General features: G+C 70.0%; 17 protein-coding genes. 5 read left to right on the top strand and 12 right to left on the bottom strand.

Annotation, left to right across the window (positions count from 1 at the left end):
- On the top strand, window positions 1-194 hold a 194-nt coding region (locus MFF22_RS07085), incomplete at its 5' end, for a YidB family protein (RefSeq protein ID WP_238248286.1).
- A gap of 192 nt (window positions 195-386) precedes the next feature.
- Here MFF22_RS07085 and MFF22_RS07080 read toward each other — a convergent pair.
- Entirely contained in the window at window positions 387-1,874 is a 1,488-nt protein-coding gene (locus tag MFF22_RS07080; protein ID WP_238248285.1) for a peptidoglycan DD-metalloendopeptidase family protein, read from the bottom strand.
- Window positions 1,875-2,103: 229 nt separating this feature from the next.
- On the opposite strand from MFF22_RS07080, the gene MFF22_RS07075 reads away from it, so the two are divergent.
- Window positions 2,104-2,652 carry a GNAT family N-acetyltransferase gene (locus MFF22_RS07075; RefSeq protein ID WP_238248284.1) on the top strand — a complete coding sequence of 183 codons (549 nt, stop codon included), beginning with the start codon at window positions 2,104-2,106 and terminating at the stop codon, window positions 2,650-2,652.
- A 68-nt stretch (window positions 2,653-2,720) separates the two neighbouring features.
- On the opposite strand, the gene MFF22_RS07070 is transcribed toward MFF22_RS07075, so the two are convergent.
- The 6 genes from MFF22_RS07070 to MFF22_RS07045 all read right to left on the bottom strand — a co-directional run bounded on the left by MFF22_RS07070 (window position 2,721) and on the right by MFF22_RS07045 (window position 7,614).
- A complete protein-coding gene (locus tag MFF22_RS07070; RefSeq protein WP_238248283.1) occupies window positions 2,721-3,989 on the bottom strand; it encodes an outer membrane beta-barrel protein in 1,269 nt (422 codons plus the stop codon).
- 202 nt (window positions 3,990-4,191) lie between these two features.
- Window positions 4,192-5,046 (bottom strand): 23S rRNA (adenine(2030)-N(6))-methyltransferase RlmJ, encoded by an 855-nt coding sequence (locus tag MFF22_RS07065; RefSeq protein WP_238248282.1) that lies wholly within the window; start codon window positions 5,044-5,046, stop codon window positions 4,192-4,194.
- Window positions 5,047-5,116: 70 nt separating this feature from the next.
- Window positions 5,117-5,788, bottom strand: coding sequence for a ribonuclease T2 family protein (locus MFF22_RS07060; protein ID WP_238248281.1), 672 nt, complete (start codon window positions 5,786-5,788; stop codon window positions 5,117-5,119).
- A gap of 10 nt (window positions 5,789-5,798) precedes the next feature.
- Window positions 5,799-6,263 carry a hypothetical protein gene (locus MFF22_RS07055; RefSeq protein ID WP_238248280.1) on the bottom strand — a complete coding sequence of 155 codons (465 nt, stop codon included), beginning with the start codon at window positions 6,261-6,263 and terminating at the stop codon, window positions 5,799-5,801.
- A gap of 150 nt (window positions 6,264-6,413) precedes the next feature.
- Window positions 6,414-6,551: a hypothetical protein gene (locus MFF22_RS07050; protein WP_238248279.1), complete on the bottom strand. Its 138-nt coding sequence runs from the start codon at window positions 6,549-6,551 to the stop codon at window positions 6,414-6,416.
- A gap of 52 nt (window positions 6,552-6,603) precedes the next feature.
- The gene (locus tag MFF22_RS07045; protein WP_238248278.1) at window positions 6,604-7,614 is read right to left on the bottom strand and encodes an extensin-like domain-containing protein; all 1,011 of its coding nucleotides are present in this window, start codon (window positions 7,612-7,614) and stop codon (window positions 6,604-6,606) included.
- A 130-nt stretch (window positions 7,615-7,744) separates the two neighbouring features.
- Between MFF22_RS07045 and MFF22_RS07040 the strand changes: the two genes are divergently transcribed.
- Window positions 7,745-8,974 (top strand): amidase, encoded by a 1,230-nt coding sequence (locus tag MFF22_RS07040; RefSeq protein ID WP_238248277.1) that lies wholly within the window; start codon window positions 7,745-7,747, stop codon window positions 8,972-8,974.
- A 151-nt stretch (window positions 8,975-9,125) separates the two neighbouring features.
- Here the strand turns inward: MFF22_RS07040 and MFF22_RS07035 are convergent, their stop codons facing one another.
- Window positions 9,126-10,271 (bottom strand): AI-2E family transporter, encoded by a 1,146-nt coding sequence (locus tag MFF22_RS07035; protein WP_238248276.1) that lies wholly within the window; start codon window positions 10,269-10,271, stop codon window positions 9,126-9,128.
- Between the two features lie 120 nt (window positions 10,272-10,391).
- Here MFF22_RS07035 and MFF22_RS07030 point away from each other — a divergent pair, with 120 nt between their 5' ends.
- Window positions 10,392-10,535, top strand: coding sequence for a hypothetical protein (locus tag MFF22_RS07030; protein ID WP_238248275.1), 144 nt, complete (start codon window positions 10,392-10,394; stop codon window positions 10,533-10,535).
- Window positions 10,536-10,580: 45 nt separating this feature from the next.
- Here MFF22_RS07030 and MFF22_RS07025 read toward each other — a convergent pair whose 3' ends face one another.
- A complete protein-coding gene (locus tag MFF22_RS07025; protein WP_238248274.1) occupies window positions 10,581-11,054 on the bottom strand; it encodes a molybdenum cofactor biosynthesis protein MoaE in 474 nt (157 codons plus the stop codon).
- A 136-nt stretch (window positions 11,055-11,190) separates the two neighbouring features.
- On the opposite strand from MFF22_RS07025, the gene MFF22_RS07020 reads away from it, so the two are divergent.
- Window positions 11,191-12,213, top strand: a complete 1,023-nt coding sequence (locus tag MFF22_RS07020; protein ID WP_238248273.1) for a gamma carbonic anhydrase family protein — start codon at window positions 11,191-11,193, stop codon at window positions 12,211-12,213.
- Between the two features lie 219 nt (window positions 12,214-12,432).
- On the opposite strand, the gene MFF22_RS07015 is transcribed toward MFF22_RS07020, so the two are convergent.
- The 3 genes from MFF22_RS07015 to MFF22_RS07005 form a co-directional block, all read right to left on the bottom strand.
- The gene (locus MFF22_RS07015; protein ID WP_238248292.1) at window positions 12,433-13,161 is read right to left on the bottom strand and encodes an amino acid ABC transporter ATP-binding protein; all 729 of its coding nucleotides are present in this window, start codon (window positions 13,159-13,161) and stop codon (window positions 12,433-12,435) included.
- 148 nt (window positions 13,162-13,309) lie between these two features.
- Window positions 13,310-14,002 carry an amino acid ABC transporter permease gene (locus tag MFF22_RS07010; protein WP_238248272.1) on the bottom strand — a complete coding sequence of 231 codons (693 nt, stop codon included), beginning with the start codon at window positions 14,000-14,002 and terminating at the stop codon, window positions 13,310-13,312.
- 57 nt (window positions 14,003-14,059) lie between these two features.
- Window positions 14,060-14,782: an amino acid ABC transporter permease gene (locus MFF22_RS07005; RefSeq protein ID WP_238248271.1), complete on the bottom strand. Its 723-nt coding sequence runs from the start codon at window positions 14,780-14,782 to the stop codon at window positions 14,060-14,062.
- Window positions 14,783-14,915 lie beyond the last annotated feature (133 nt).

Genomic DNA, 14,915 nt, shown 5'->3' with positions numbered 1-14,915 from the left:
GGCTCGTTCGGGCCCCGGCCGAGCCGATCACCGCCGACGATCTCCAGAAGGTCCTGGGCAACGATCAGGTCCGTGAGATGGCCGCAAAACTCGGCATCCCCGTCGAGCAGCTGTTTCCGACCCTGGCGAAGACCCTTCCGCAGGCTGTCGACGACCACAGCCCCAACGGGACGCTGCACCCGCCGCAGGGGTGAAGCGCGTTTCTGCGCCCAACCCCACCCGACGTTGCGAACGCAGTCAAGCAATCCAGGGCAGCGGGACGCCTCCGAACGGGGCGCGCTGGAATTCTTCGCTCCGCTCCCAATGACGATGGCGCGCGGCCTGCGCCCAGACATGCGAACGGCGGCCCCCAGGGGGACCGCCGCTGCATCGCAATGAAGAACCGCTCAGTTGCTGGCGAGCTGGGACATCGGATCCACCGGCGCGCCGCTCTTGCGGATCTCGAAGTGCAGCTGCGGCGAGGTCACGTTGCCCGAGGCGCCGGACTTGGCGATCGTCTGGCCGCGCTTGACCTTGTCGCCGGGCTTCACGTCCAGCTCGCCGTTATGGGCGTAGGCCGACACGTAGCCGTTGGCATGGCGCACCAGGACCAGCTTGCCGTAGCCCTTCACGTCGGAGCCGGCATAGGCGACGGTGCCGTCCTCGGCGGCCTTGACCGGCGTGCCCTCAGGCAGGGCGATGTTGATGCCCTCGTTGCCCGAAGAGCCATAGCCGGCAATGACGCGGCCCTTCGCCGGCCAGCGGAAGCTGTCGCTGCTGGCCTGGGCCGCGGCGACGGACCCGGTGGCGGCCGGTTCGGCCTTGGCGGGGTCAGCCTTGGCCGGCTCGGCCTTGGCAACCTCGACCTTGGGAGCGGCCTTCGCAGGCTCGGCCTTGGCGACGCTGGCCTTGGCAGCTTTCTCCGCGGAGGCCTGCTTCGCGCTTTCCTTCGCCGCTTCCCGGGCGGCCTCGCGGGCCGCCTTGGCCTCGGCGAGCTTCTGCACCGCCTCGGCCTTCGCCGCCGCCTTGGCCTCGTCGCGGGCCTTGTCCGCCTTGTCAGCCTTGGCGTCGGCCACCTTCGGCGCCTGTCCCGGCCGGACATGCTGCTTCTTGTCGGACTCCTTCACGGAGGCGAGCTTGCGCGACTTCTCCTCCGCGGCTTTGGCCTCCGCGGCCTTGCGGGCGGCGGCCTCCCGGGCGTCCTTTTCCCTGGCCTCGCGGGCGTCCTTCTCGCGGGCGTCCTTGGCATCCTTTTCCTTGGCCGCAAGGCGCTTGGCGTCCTGCGCCCTGGTATCCCGCTCGCGGGCCTCCTTGGCCTCGAGGGCCTTGGCATCCTCGCGCTTCTCCTCGACGGCACGCGCCGGGCGGGCCGTCATGGAGGTGGCGGCGGGGTTGAGGCCGGAGACGTTGCTATAGGCCGGGATCACCAGTTCACGGCCGGGCGTCACCTGGCTCGCGCTTGTCAGGCCGTTGGCCTGCAGGATCGCGGAGGCCGGCACGCCGTAGCGCGTCGCCATCTGATTGAGGCTGTCGTTCTTCGCGACCGTGATGCGCGTGCCGCCCTGGGCGCTCCAGCCGGTCGAGCCGACGGAGGCGACCCGCGTGGGCGTCGACGCCGCGGGGGGCGGCAGGGTGCTCGCCACGGGGGCGGCGCGCCCGGCGCCCGGTGCCCCGAGGGCTTCGGACTGGATGCGGCCCGTGCGCAGGGGCGCCACCGGCTTCACGTCGTCGTCCGGCAGGCTGCCCGTCGCGGCAGGCTCCGAGAAAGGGTTGGTGAAGGGGCTGCTCAGCCGTGACGCGTCCGACGAACAAGCCGCCGCACCGCCACCGATGATCCCCACGAGGGCGACGCGCGACAGCGTCCGAAACCCTCTGACCGCTCCACGCACCCGCATCGACGCACCCGCCAGCACAACGCCACCCGATGCCGCAATGAAGCCGGATTCAGGTTAAGCAACCGTTCCCGTTCACCATAGTGAGCGGCCGGAATTGGCCCGATGGGCGCTGCAGCGCAGGGCGTGGGCGGAGATCCGTCGACGCGTGGGACGACGTTCGGACCGGCCCGTCACGGACTGCGGCGGGTGAGCGCCTTCTCAGCGCCGGCCCGGACCCCACATCCACGGGATGTTCAACCTGTCCCCGATGCGCGACAGCCTCGCCGACCTGCCCCGCCTGGAGACCGCGCGGCTGTCGATCGGCTGCCTGCGGCCGGAGGATGCCGACGCCCTGCGCCGTCTCACCGACGATCCGGCGATCACGAGCGCCGTCGATTTCCTGCCCCAGCCCTTCACCCTCGCCGACGCCCAGGACCTGATCCACGGGGGCAACCGCGACAGCGACAGGTTCCTCGGCGCCTGGAGCCGGGAGGAGGGCGGAACGCCGGTGGACGGCCAAGGACTGGTCGGCGTCATCGGCGCCCACCTGCGCGGGCCTGGCGCCGTCGAGATCGGGTATTGGATGGCCGGCGCGGCCAGGGGGCGCGGCCTCGCCTATGAGGCCGTCTCGGCCCTCGTGGGGCTGCTCGTGGGGCGCTTCCCCACCCGCACCCTCGTGGCGGAGTGTCGCCCGGCCAACACCGCCTCCTGGGGCCTCCTGCGCAAGCTCGGCTTCCAGGATACCGGCGAGGAGGGTCACCGCCCCGGCCGCCGCCTGCTCCACCTTGCGAGGCCCTGAGGGGGCCGCCAACGAAAAAGCCCCGGACCGTGGGGTCCGGGGCTTTCGGGATGCGGGGGTGGAGGCGATCAGAAGGTGATGCCGGTCTCCACCATGTAGCGGTCCTGCGAGGTCTTGTTGCCGTCCCGGCCGAAGCCGCTGCCCAGGGTGCCGGCGGCGAGATTGCCGCGCGTGATGCCACCGAGTTCGACGTGGGCGTATTCCACCCGCAGGAAGTAGCGGTCGAAGGTGAAGGTCGGCGTCACGGTGATGGAGAAGGCGTTGCTGCCCACGCCATAGAGAAGGTTCGTCGGCAGCAGGCCCCGCCCGCCGGACTGCTCCTCGTACTCGACGCGGCCGGCGAGGGCGAAATTGTCGGTGAAGGAGTACGACGCCAGCAGCGCGCCGCCATAGGTGGAGGCGGTGCTGAAGATGCCAACCCGCGGATCCGCCTCGACGTTCGTGTACTGGAAGTACGGCGTGACGATCCACGGACCGTTCGAGTAGGTGTAGTTGATGTTGAAGATGCCGCTGTTCTGCTGGAAGCCCGGCGTGGCGAACTGGTAGCGGGCACTCTGCGCGAAGGCGTTCTGCCGGCCGAGGTTCACGCCGCCGTTGACGCCGATCGTATTCGAGTCGTCGATCTTGTAGGCGACGTTGCCGGTGAACCACGTGATCTCGCCGGAGAAGAACCCGTCGGTGCCGGCCACGGAGACCGACCACGGGCCCTCGGCCCAGTTCACCTGCACGCCGTGGTTGATCACGTTCTCCTGCGCGAAGAGCAGGCCGCGGTTGATGTTCAGGTTCTGGAAGGTGAACGGCGCCTCGGAGCCGATGATGGTCGGCATCCGGCCGCCCTGGATCGACCACGCGTCGTTGATCTGGATCTTGCCGAAGGCGACGGGCAGCGGCGTGAACAGCAGGTCCGTCTGCGCGACGGAGCCGATGTTCGGCACTCCGAGGCCCGGAATGGCATAGCCGCCGCCCTGGACGTAGAACTGGAAGGTGCCCTCGGGCTTCTGGATCCAGCCCTGGAGGTTCGAGAAGTCGAACCGGCCGGCGCGGTCCCGCTCGTTGGGAGCGGCCGGCGTGGCGAAGTTCGAGAACGGGTTGGTCTGCACGTAGCCGTAGCCGGTGAGGGCGCCGCCGATGTACAGGTCACCCAGGGGACCGGCCGCGAAGCAGGTCGGCGTCGGGTTCGCCTTGATCACACCGCCGTAAGCCGGGCCGATGAGCGTCGCCTTGCAGGGCTCGGCCGGGGCCGGGACCGGAGCGGGAGCCGGCATATCCGCGGCGAAGCCTGCCGTCGAAGAGAGCAGGACAACAGCCAGACCGGCCAGAGTGGAACGCGTCGCCATTTTTATTGCAGCCCGGTTCGAAACATCTACGGTCAAGCTGCCATTGGGTGCGGTTCAGCACAAAAGCAAAGATTTGGCACTTGCCCATTTTTTGGGCAGCTTTGGTGTTGCGACGAACTTCATCTAACCTGTGTTGCGTATGCGCCACATGGTCCATTTATGAACGAATGCTTGCAACCACATGTGCGTGAGTTGAAATCGTTCAACTTGAAGTTTGGTCGGCGAGGGGATCGCAACGAAACCCACCATAGCCGCCTTGGGCGAGTCGGCCGGCCAGGGCGGGCAGGAAAACCAGCGCTTCCTCCGCTAGGCGCCATGGTGGGTTGACCACGACGAGGCCGCTGCCGGACAGGCGGGTCGGGTCGTCGGGCCGGGCGATGAGGAGGTCGAGGCGCAGGGCGGGCCGCGGCAGCCTCGCGTCGAGTTCGGCGGCCAGCCGGTCGATGGAGGCCGCATCCTTGATCGGGTACCACGCGAGGAAGATGCCGGTGGGCCACTTCGCCACCGCCTTGAGGAGGTGGGCGCCCAGGCGCTCGACCTCCCCGGGCACCTCGTAGGGCGGGTCGATCAGCACGAGGCCCCGGCGCTCCGGCGGCGGGATCTGCGCGTTCACGGCGGTCCAGCCGTCGAGCTGAAGCACCTTGGTGCGCGAATCACTGTTGTAGCGCTCCTTCAGGACCGCCGCGTCCTCCGGATGCAACTCCACGAACACGCCCCTGTCGGACGGCCGGAGGAATTCGCGGATCACCGCCGGCGAGCCCGGATAGACCGAGGGTCCGTAGCGCTCCCGGGTGGCCTCCACCGCCGCACGGTAGGGGGCGAGCAGGGCTTCGACGGGCTCGGGGAAAGGCTCGGCGAGCCTGCCCCAGCCCTCGTGCCACTCGCCGGTGCGACGGGCCTCGTCCGCCTCCAGGTCGTAGAAGCCGAGGCCGGCGAAGGCGTCGAGGGCCCGGAACGGCTTATCCTTGAGGCAGAGGTGGGCGAGGACCCGGGCCAGGACGAGGTGCTTGAGCACGTCGGCATGGTTTCCCGCGTGGAAGGCGTGCCGGTAATTCATGCCCGTTGGTCAAGCGGATCCGGCGGCGCGGGTCCAGCACCCGGCCGCGGATTTTTCGACGGAGGCGGGCCTATCGGGCGGGGTCGAGGGCGATTTCCGGCGCCCGGCAGTTGCCGCGGGCGACGTCGGGGCAGGACGTGAAGCCGCGCAGGTCCTTCGAGAAGCAGATCCGCACCTCGGTGAGCCTTCCGCGGGCGCAGGACACGGCCATCATGTCGGGCCGCAGCCCACTGTTGGCGGCCACGAACTGCCGGGCGACCTCGATCGGCGCCAGGGTCTGCCCGCCGGCCTTAAGCCCGTCGGGGATCGTCACCGCCAGCCGTGCCTGCCTCGCCGCAGAGAAGTAGGAGGTCGGATCGAGCCCCGAGCAGGTCCCGTGCTTGCGCCACTCGTAGCGGGCGAGCCCCTCGCTCGGATAGACCTGCCCCGCCACCTGCAACGCCTGCGGGGTGATGGGGCGGGGCACCGCAGAGCAGTTCTCCGGATAGCCCCGGGCGTATTGCGGCCAAAGCCCGTGGAGGACGAAGCCGAGGCCCCGGCCGGGGGCGCATTGCGCCTCGTCCCGGCGGGCGCCTTCCCCCTCGCAATAGGTCGGCGACCAGGAAAGGGCGAGGACGAAGAAGTCGAACTCGCCCGGCGCACCCCGGCGGCCGAAGCCGCCGTAATCCTGGGCGAGGGCGGGACAAGCCGCGGCCAGGGCCGCCAGCAGGGAGAGGCCGGCGCGAACCGCGCGTGCGCTCATGGTCGTCCTCTTACGGCCGGGCCATCCGGCAGGCCGTGGCGTAGGCGTAGGCGAGGTTCCGGTCGAGTCCGTGGACGCAGAATTCCACGCCCCATGTGGCACCGATGATGCCGAGGCTCTCCCGGACCGAATAATCGACCTTGCGACGCAGGCCGTCCGAGGTGGTGGCTACGGCGGTGCAGAACCGGCGCGGGTAGGTGTCCAGCCCCCAGGGCCGCCACGCCGTCCGCTCGATCGTGTCGAAGGACACGATCGTCATGGACGAATTCCAGAACTTCGCCTCCTTCTCCGCGAAGTTGGTGGCGACCTTCTCCAGCACATCGGGGTCCTGGCAGCCGGGGATCTGCGCGTCGAAGGGGAAGACGCGCTCCTCGGCGGGCTCGACATCCTCGCGGGCGGAGCGGGCTTGGGCCGCCCCCGCGATCGTCAGGCCGAGCGCGAGGCCGAGGCCCAGGCGACGGAAGGGATGGCGCATGGCTAGGGTCCGAACGGGCATGCCGGGACGATGGCCCGGCCGCGCCGCCAGTCAAGCCGCGACGGGCCCGCGGCGACGGTTTGGCGGCCCGGTGCGGCCTCGCGGCCACGGTGGGCGGACGGGGGGAGCCGACGCCCGGACAAAGGAGCCTCAGCGCTGGATTGGGGCGGACGCCGGGTCGGGCGGGGTGGCCGGAACCACCGGAGTGGCCTTCGTCCACCAGAAGCCAATCAGGAGGATACCCACGAAGAGGACGGCGATGAAGCCGCTGAGAAGGAGGCGTCGCATCGCTCCGGTATAGGGCGCCGGGCCCCGCCGCCGAGGGGGGCGCGGCGGCGGATCAGTAGATCGGCCCGTCCACGGAAGGCGGAGGCGCCCCGAGCTGCAGCGGCTCGCCGTATTCCTCGCCCGTATCCTCCGGAACGGCGGCGACCTTCGGAACGGGGCGCGGCACAAAGGCCGGGCGGGGCTGGACGGAGGTATAGGCCGAGGGGACCTGCGGCGGCACGCGGGCCGGGGCGCGGGCGACCTGAGTGGGCGTGCTGGCCCGAGACATGGGCGAGACGCCGTAGGGGTCGTCCTCCTCGATATCCACAGGCGCCTGCGGCGGGGCGGGCTGGCGGGGCGGGGGGAGGGGCTTCGACACGGGGCGCGGCCCGTCGGCGCCGAGCTGCGGCGTGAACTTGATCAGGGGCTGGCAGATCCGACGGAGGCCGCGGGGGTCGTGCCGGGCGAGGTCCACGTGGATGTGGTCGTAGTGGAACACGTTGGAGCCGGGCGCGAGCACCGTGCTGAAGCGCTGGCAGGCGCCCAGGAAGATCTCGCGCAGGAAGCCCTGCTCGGCCTCGGTGCCGCGCCAGCCGCCCTTCACCGTGATGACGTGCCCGTCCGCGAGCTTGAGGGACATGACGTCGATGGCGTTGCCGAAGCCATGCTCGGACAGCTTGGCGCCCGGCTGGTTGTTGCGCCCGCGGCAGGAATAGGAGCCCGCGTTGATCTCGGCCACCGGCACGCCGAAATACAGTTCGGCCGCCGGCTGGATCGTGTCGGCGAGCCACGCCTCGGCCTCGGCGACGGCCGGGCAGCCCAGGGTCATGCGCTGCTTCAGGATCACCGAGCCGTTGCCGAGCCGCGTCACCCGGAAGGGCTGCTGCATGCCGCAGGGCCCGGGACCGTCGATCGCCGCGGCGGGGGTGATGAACTCGGTCTGCGTGACGAGCTTCTTGGCGAGGCAGACCTGTTCGGCTTGGTCACGCCACGGCTCGCGCCGCTCGAACCGGTTGACCGAGCAGGCCGTGAGGGCCGCCCCGAACAGGGCAAGGCCTGAAAACGCGAGAACGCTACGCCGCATGAACCGGACGTTGCGCACGATCCCGTAAACGCTTCGTCAAGCCCGTTTCGCCTTTCCCGGCCGGTGTGGCGCGGGGGTGGACCCGCACGCACCGGTTGACAGAGCCGCCCCCCAGCCGACCAAATGGGCGATGCTCTCGATCCTCGATCTCCGCGCCCGCATCAGTGCCGGCACCCTCACGCCGGCCGGCGCCATCGACCTCTGCCGGGAGGCCATCGACGCCCGGGACGGGGACATCGGCGCCTTTGTGGCGATCGATCCCGATCCCGCGATCCCGGAGGAGGGTCCCCTCGCCGGCATCGCCGTGGGCGTGAAGGACATCATCGACACCGCCGCTCTGCCGACGCAGATGGGCTCCGTGATCTACGAGGGCTGGCGCCCCCGGGCCGACGCCGCCGTGGTCTCACGCCTGAAGGAACGGGGCGCCGTGCCCCTCGCCAAGACGACGACCACCGCCTTCGCCAGTTCGGACCCTACCGCCACGCGCAACCCGCACGATCCCGGCCATACGCCGGGCGGTTCCTCGGCGGGCTCCGCCGCCGCAGTCGGCGCCGGGCTGCTGCCCCTGGCCCTCGGCACGCAGACGGCGGGCTCGGTGATCCGGCCCGCAAGCTTCTGCGGCTGCGCGGCGATCAAGCCCTCCTTCCGGCTGATCCCGACGGTGGGGGTGAAGACCTATTCCTGGGCCCTCGACACGGTCGGCCTGTTCGCGGCGGGCGTGGGCGACCTCGCCTACGCCCTGGCCGCGGTCACGGGCCGTGACGGCATCGATGAGGGGGCGGCCTCGGCCCCGCGGATCGCCGTGGTCCGCCAGGATTTCGCGGACGCCGCCGAGCCCGCCGCAGAGGCCGCCCTCGCGCGGGCTTGCGCCGCGGCGGAGCGGGCGGGCGCACACGTCTCCGACCGGGCCTTGCCGCCGGAGCTGGCCGCCGCCTGGGAGCGGCACCGGCTCATCCAGGATTTCGAGGCCGGGCAGGCGCTCGGCTGGGAATACCGCCACCACCGGGACGCGCTGCCGCCCCAGGTGCGAGGCCACCTCGACGCCAGCGGGGAGATCACCCCCGCCGCCTACGACGACGCCCGCCGCCATGCCCATCGCGCCCGCCGGGTGCTGAAGGACCTGTTCGGCGAGTTCGATGCGATCCTGACCTACTCCGCCCCCGGCCCGGCCCCGGTCAGCCTCGCCTCCACGGGGGATGCGCGCTTCAACCGTCTCTGGACGCTGATGGGCGTGCCCTGTGTGAACGTCCCCGTCCCCGGCGATAGGCTGCCGGTCGGCGTCCAGGTGATCGGGCGCTTCGGCGGCGACGGGCAGGCCCTGGCCGTGGCGCGGCTAATCGAGAACGCCCTTCGCGGGTGAGGGCGGACATTCCATCCCCTAAGCCGTTTGCGCGAATCGTTTGATCGCGTGCTGTCCGTCATTGCGAGCGTCAGCGAAGCAATCCAGGGCGACGACCTGATCAAAGCTCCCCGGAAAACGCTCTCGCGGCGGGGAGGGAGGCCGTTTCTCCTCAATGCCCCGGATGCTCTCCGAGGGTGTCCTCGACGTAGAGCTGCTCCAGCAGCACCTTGATCACCGCCAGCAGGGGCAGGGCGAGGGCGATCCCCCAGAGGCCGAAGATCACCCCGAGGACGAGCTGTCCGGCGAAGATCGTCGCCGGCGGAATGTCCAGCGCCCGCTTCTGGATGAAGGGCGTGAGACCGTAGCTCTCCAGGCACTGCACCGCGAGGTAGACGCCGATCGCCCCGAGCAAGGCTTTCGTCCCCGAGGCGAGGGCGGCGAGCACGATCACGAGGCCGGCGACCAGCGGACCGACTGTCGGCACGAAGGCCAGCAGGCCAGCCTGGAGACCCAGGATCAGCGCTCCGCCGATCCCCAGGAAGGCGAGGCCCGTCCAGGTGAACAGGAAGATCGCCGTCATGGTGAGAAGCTGGCCGAACAGCCAGTGTCGCAGGGTTTCGCCGGCCCCGTCGAGCACCTTGGCGGCCCGGCGGCGCTTGCCGGGTGGCACGAAGCGCAGAACCCCGTCCCGGTAGCTGCGGGGATCGGCGGCGAAGGCAAGGCCGAGGAACACGATCACCATCAGGTTGCCGACGGCATCCACGAGGCCGAGGACGACGGCCGTCGCCGGGCCGAGGACACTGCTCGCGCTCGACAGGACGGAACCCGAGCTCTTCAGCAGGCCAGAGGCAAGGCCGCCGAGGCCGCTCTCCTGCTGGCCCGGTTCCCGCCCCGACCGGCCGTCTTCCTTAGGCGCATCGAGAAGCGGCACGTCGATGCCGTGCGCCGCCAGCCAGCCGTTCACCGAATCGGCCTGCGTCTTGATCGTGCTGCCGAGGTCGCGACCCTGCTGGGCGACCGTGGCCCCGCCGTAGGTGGCGAAGCTCATGGCCAGCACGGCGACGGTCACGCTGGCCAGGGTGAGGCGGAGGCTGCGCGGCAGCGGCAGCACGTGGCCGAGCGCCCGGGTCAGGCCGTCGAGGAAGACCCCGAGCAAGACCCCGGCGAAGATCAGGAGCAGCGTACCCGCCGACATCCAGGCCAGGGCCAAAGCGGCCGTGAAGCAGACCACGGCAATGCCGGATCCCGCGAGCGGCGCGGCCCCTCGCCAGGGGCCGACCGGCCCATCGAGGGCCTCGAGCTTGGATTGGGTCATGGCGCTCCTTGCCGGCTCCGGCCACCTCGAACGACGCCCGAGCCGCCCGGTCAAGCCCAGGCAGCGAAACCGGGCGTTGCGCGTTGACGCCGTTCACGACATGCCGACGAGGAGACCCGCATGGACGATCACGGCAGCACCCGTTTCAACCACCTCGCCCCCGGACACAACATCGATCAGGTCGATCAATTGAGCAGCGTCGTGCTCATGGGCCTCGCGATCGCCGGCGCCGCCGTCGCGCTGCTGCTCACCGCCTTGCTCTGACGGACCGTGCCGGCGGTCGAACTCCGGGCGGGGCGGGACAGCGGGCTACCGCTGCGCCCCCGCCCACCGGCCCGCCGCCGCGTCGTCGGCGGCGGTGGCCTCGACCCAGCCGCCGGTCGTCCCGTCGGCGAGGTGCTCCCGTTTCCAGAAGGGAGCCCGCGTCTTGAGGTAATCCATCAGAAAGCTTGCTGCCTCGAAGGCCGCGATCCGGTGGCCCGACGCCGTCACGACGAGGACGATTCCCTCGCCGGGGGCGATCCTCCCATGGCGGTGGATCACCCGCACCGCCAGGAGCGGCCAGCGGGCGGCGGCCTCTTCGACCACCCGGCCGATCTCCTCCTCGGCCATGCCGGGGTAATGTTCCAGCTCCAAGGCGGTGAGGCGGCCGCCCTCGTCCCGGCACAGGCCGGAAAAGGTGACCACCGCCCCGGCTCGCCCGGACAGCTCCGCTTCGAACCGGCCGATCTCCGCCGCAGCGTCGAAGGGCTCGGATTGGATCGAGACCCTCGGTGCAGGCATCGGGCTTTCCATATCGCTCTCTCGGGGTGCCGGGCCTTGCGCCCGACTGTTTCGGCCGTGCCCTATATGGCACGAGAGGCAGGCGGCGGCACCGGGACCGGCGAACCCCGCAAGCCGTGGGAGGCATGAGGCATCGATGAACCCGGAGATGACCCTGCCGTACGGGGACGAGGCGCCCCGCTTCGAGAGCCGGCCGGTCTGGTGCGGTCGCGGCAGCACCGTGATCGGCGCGGCGCGGATCGGCGCCCAGGCCTGGCTCGGCGATGCCGCGGTGATCCGCGCGGACGGGCAGCCTGTCACCCTCGGCGAACGATTCTGGCTCGGCCACCGCTCGACCGTCCATATCGCGACCTTCGACCAGGGCACCACCTGCGGCGACCGGGTGACCGTCGGGCGCAACAGCGTCCTGCATGCCTGCCTCATCGGCTCGGATGTGGTGGTTGAGGACGACGTGGTGATCCTCGACGGAGCCACCATCGGCGATGGAGCCGTAATCGAGGCGGGCGCCACAGTCTTCCCGCGCTCGGACCTGCCGGGCGGCTTCGCCTATGCCGGTAGCCCCGCCAAGGCGATCCGCCCCGTCTCGCCCGGCGAGGCGGCCGAGCGCGCCGAACGGGTCCGCGAGCGCAGTGCCGAAGGGATCGCCCCCGACACGGAGCCGCCGGGCGAGACCGACCCCGACGTGTTCGTCGCCCGCACCGCCCGGCTTCGCGGCCGCGTCGGCCTCGGCGCCGGGGCGAGCGTGCTGTTCTGCTGCTCCCTGGAGGCGGAGGCCGGACCGATCGTCATCGGCGCCGACACCAACATTCAGGACAACACGGTGATCCGTACCCGGGGCGAGGGCGTGGTGATCGGCCGGGACACGACGGTGGCCCACAACGTGCGCATCGCCGATTGCCGCATCGGGGCCCGGAGCCTCATCGGGATCGGCGCCACGGTGGCGCCGGGCACGCTGATCGCCGACGACGTGATGCTCGCCGCGGGCTCCACCACCGATCCCGGCCAGATCCTCGAATCGGGCCATCTCTGGGGCGGCCGTCCGGCCCGCATCCTCGCCCCCCTCGATGCCGGGAGGCGGGCGACGATGCTGCGCATCGTCGAGGGCTATTGCCGCCACGGGCGGGATTACCGCCGGGCCCAGGACGAGATGGCAGGGTAGGGGGCAAACGGGGTCGGGCGCTTCTCTACCCCGCCTTCACCGTCGCGCGCGCACCACCTCATTGCGAGCGCAGCGAAGCAACCCAGGGCAGCGGGACGTCTCTCACCGGAGCGCCGCTGGATTGCTTCGCTGCGCTCGCAATGACGGAGAGGGTCGTGATGCGGCGCGGCCCGCCGCGTCGCCGCGCGGCGACGGACATACCCCGCCCGTGACGCGCTCTCAGTGCTGCAGGATCTTCGACAGGAAGGTCTGCGCCCGCTCGGAGCGGGGGCTGCCGAAGAACTCCTCCTTCGTGGCGTCCTCGACGATCTCGCCCCGGTCCATGAAGATCACCCGGTCGGCGACCTTGCGGGCAAAGCCCATCTCGTGGGTCACGACCATCATGGTCATGCCCTCCTTGGCGAGCTCGACCATCACGTCGAGCACCTCGCCGACCATCTCCGGGTCGAGGGCGGAGGTCGGCTCGTCGAACAGCATCACCACCGGGTTCATGGCGAGGGCCCGGGCGATGGCCACGCGCTGCTGCTGGCCGCCCGAGAGCTGGCCGGGATACTTGTGGGCGTGGGCGCCGAGGCCGACCCGCGCCAGCAGGTCGAGGCCCCGCTTCTTGGCATCCTCGGCGCTGCGTTTCAGCACCTTGCGCTGGGCGATGGTGAGGTTCTCGGTGATCGTGAGGTGCGGGAACAGCTCGAAATGCTGGAACACCATGCCGACCCGCGAGCGGAGCTTGGGCAGGTTGGTGGATTTGTCCATCACCTTGGTGCCGGCCACCGTGATCTGGCCCTTCTGGAAGGGCTCCAGGGCGTTGACGCATTTGATCAGGGTCGACTTGCCCGAACCCGAGGGCCCGCAGACCACCACCACCTCGCCCTTGGCGACCTGGGTGGTGCAGTTCGTCAGAACCTGGAACTCGCCGTACCATTTGCTGATGGCGTCGATGGCGATCATCGTCTCGCCGGGGGCGACCTTCGGCGTTCCGGAGATCAGGGTGCCCGCCTGGAGGCCGGCATCCTTCGGGGCGTGGTCGGAATCGACGGCGGGTTGCGGGGCGGTGGGGGCCGGCATCGGGGAGGAGGTCATGGGAGGTGTCCCCTGATCAGCGGATGATGGCGACGCGGCGCTGCAGGCGGCGCACCAGGAAAGAGGCGGCGAAACAGATCACGAAGTAGACGACCGCCGCGAAGATATACATCTCCACGAGCCGGCCGTCGCGCTGGGCGACCTTCGAGGCCGCGCCCATGAAGTCGGTGAGGGAGAGCACGTAGACCAGGGACGTGTCCTGGAAGAGCACGATGGTCTGCGTCAGCAGCAGCGGCAGCATGTTGCGGAAGGCCTGGGGCAGGATCACGTTGCCCATGGTCTGCCAGTAGTTCATCCCCAAAGCCGAGGCGGCGGCGGTCTGGCCCTTGGGGACCGACTGGATGCCCGCCCGCATGATCTCGGCGAAGTAGGCCGCCTCGAACGCCATGAAGGTGATGAGCGCCGAGGGGAAGGCGCCGACCTGGATCGGCGTCGAGGCGCCGGTCACGTAGGCGCCAATATACGGCACGAGGAAGTAGAACCAGAAGATCACCAGCACCAGGGGCAGGGAGCGGCACAGCTCCACGTAGCCCTTGGCGAGGTGCCATACGCCCGGAATCCCTGAGAGGCGCGCCATGGCGAGCAGGGTCCCGATGACCACGCCTCCCGCCGCCGCCATGGCGGTGAGCGAAAGGGTGAAGACCATGCCCTGCCCGAACAGGTATGGCAGGGCGGTCAGGATGACGGAGAAATCGAAGTTCGAGAGCATCTCGGCCTGCGCACGGTCGCCGCGTCGAGGCGGCTGGTTGCAGCGGGGATCGGCGTGTCAGCGTTGTCCCGGGATCGCGACGGAGCGTTCCAGCAGGCTCGCACAGACGACGACCACGAGGTTGATGGCCACGTAGAGGACCGTCGCCGCGGTGAAGGCCTCGAAGACCTGGAAGGAGAATTCCTGCATCGAGCGCGCCCGGCCGGTCAGCTCTAGCAGGCCGATGGTCAGGGCCACCGACGTGTTCTTGAGGTTGTTGAGGAACTCGGAGGTCATCGGCGGGAGAATGATGCGATAGGCGTTGGGCAGCAGGACGTAGCGGTAGGTCTGCCAGGTCGTGAAGCCCATCGCCGTGCCCGCCATCCGCTGGCCGCGGGGCAGGGCCTGGATCCCGGCCCGGACCTGCTCGGCCACGCGGGACGCCGTGAAGAAGCCCAGGCACACCACCGCCGTGTAGAATGGCGCGTCGGGCAGTTGCTTGACGGCATCACCGAGGCCCTTCGGCAGGACTTCCGGCATCACGAAGTACCAGAGGAACATCTGCACGAGCAGGGGCACGTTGCGGAAGATCTCGACATAGGTCGTGCCGACGGCGTTCGCGGCCTTGCTCGGCAGGGTCCGCAGAACGCCCACCAGGGAGCCGAGGACGAACGCGATCACCCAGGAGCAGAGGGCGGTGACGATGGTCCAGTACAGGCCGGACAGGAGCATGTCCGCATAGGTCCCCGTCCCCTCGGGCGAGGGATCGAAGAAGATGCTCCAGTTCCAATTGTAGTTCATCGCGACACTTCTGCCAAAAGGGTCCGTCTTACTGAAGATATCCCACCCTCACCCTCATCCTGAGGTGCTGCGCAGCAGCCTCGAAGGAGGGTTCCAGTGGGTGCTGCGATCCCTGAAGCCCTCCTTCGAGGCC

The organism is Methylobacterium persicinum (assembly GCF_022179525.1).
In the GTDB taxonomy this organism is placed as follows: domain Bacteria; phylum Pseudomonadota; class Alphaproteobacteria; order Rhizobiales; family Beijerinckiaceae; genus Methylobacterium; species Methylobacterium persicinum.
Note: the sequence above shows the minus strand (reverse complement) of the source record. Positions and strands in the feature narration are given on the sequence as shown.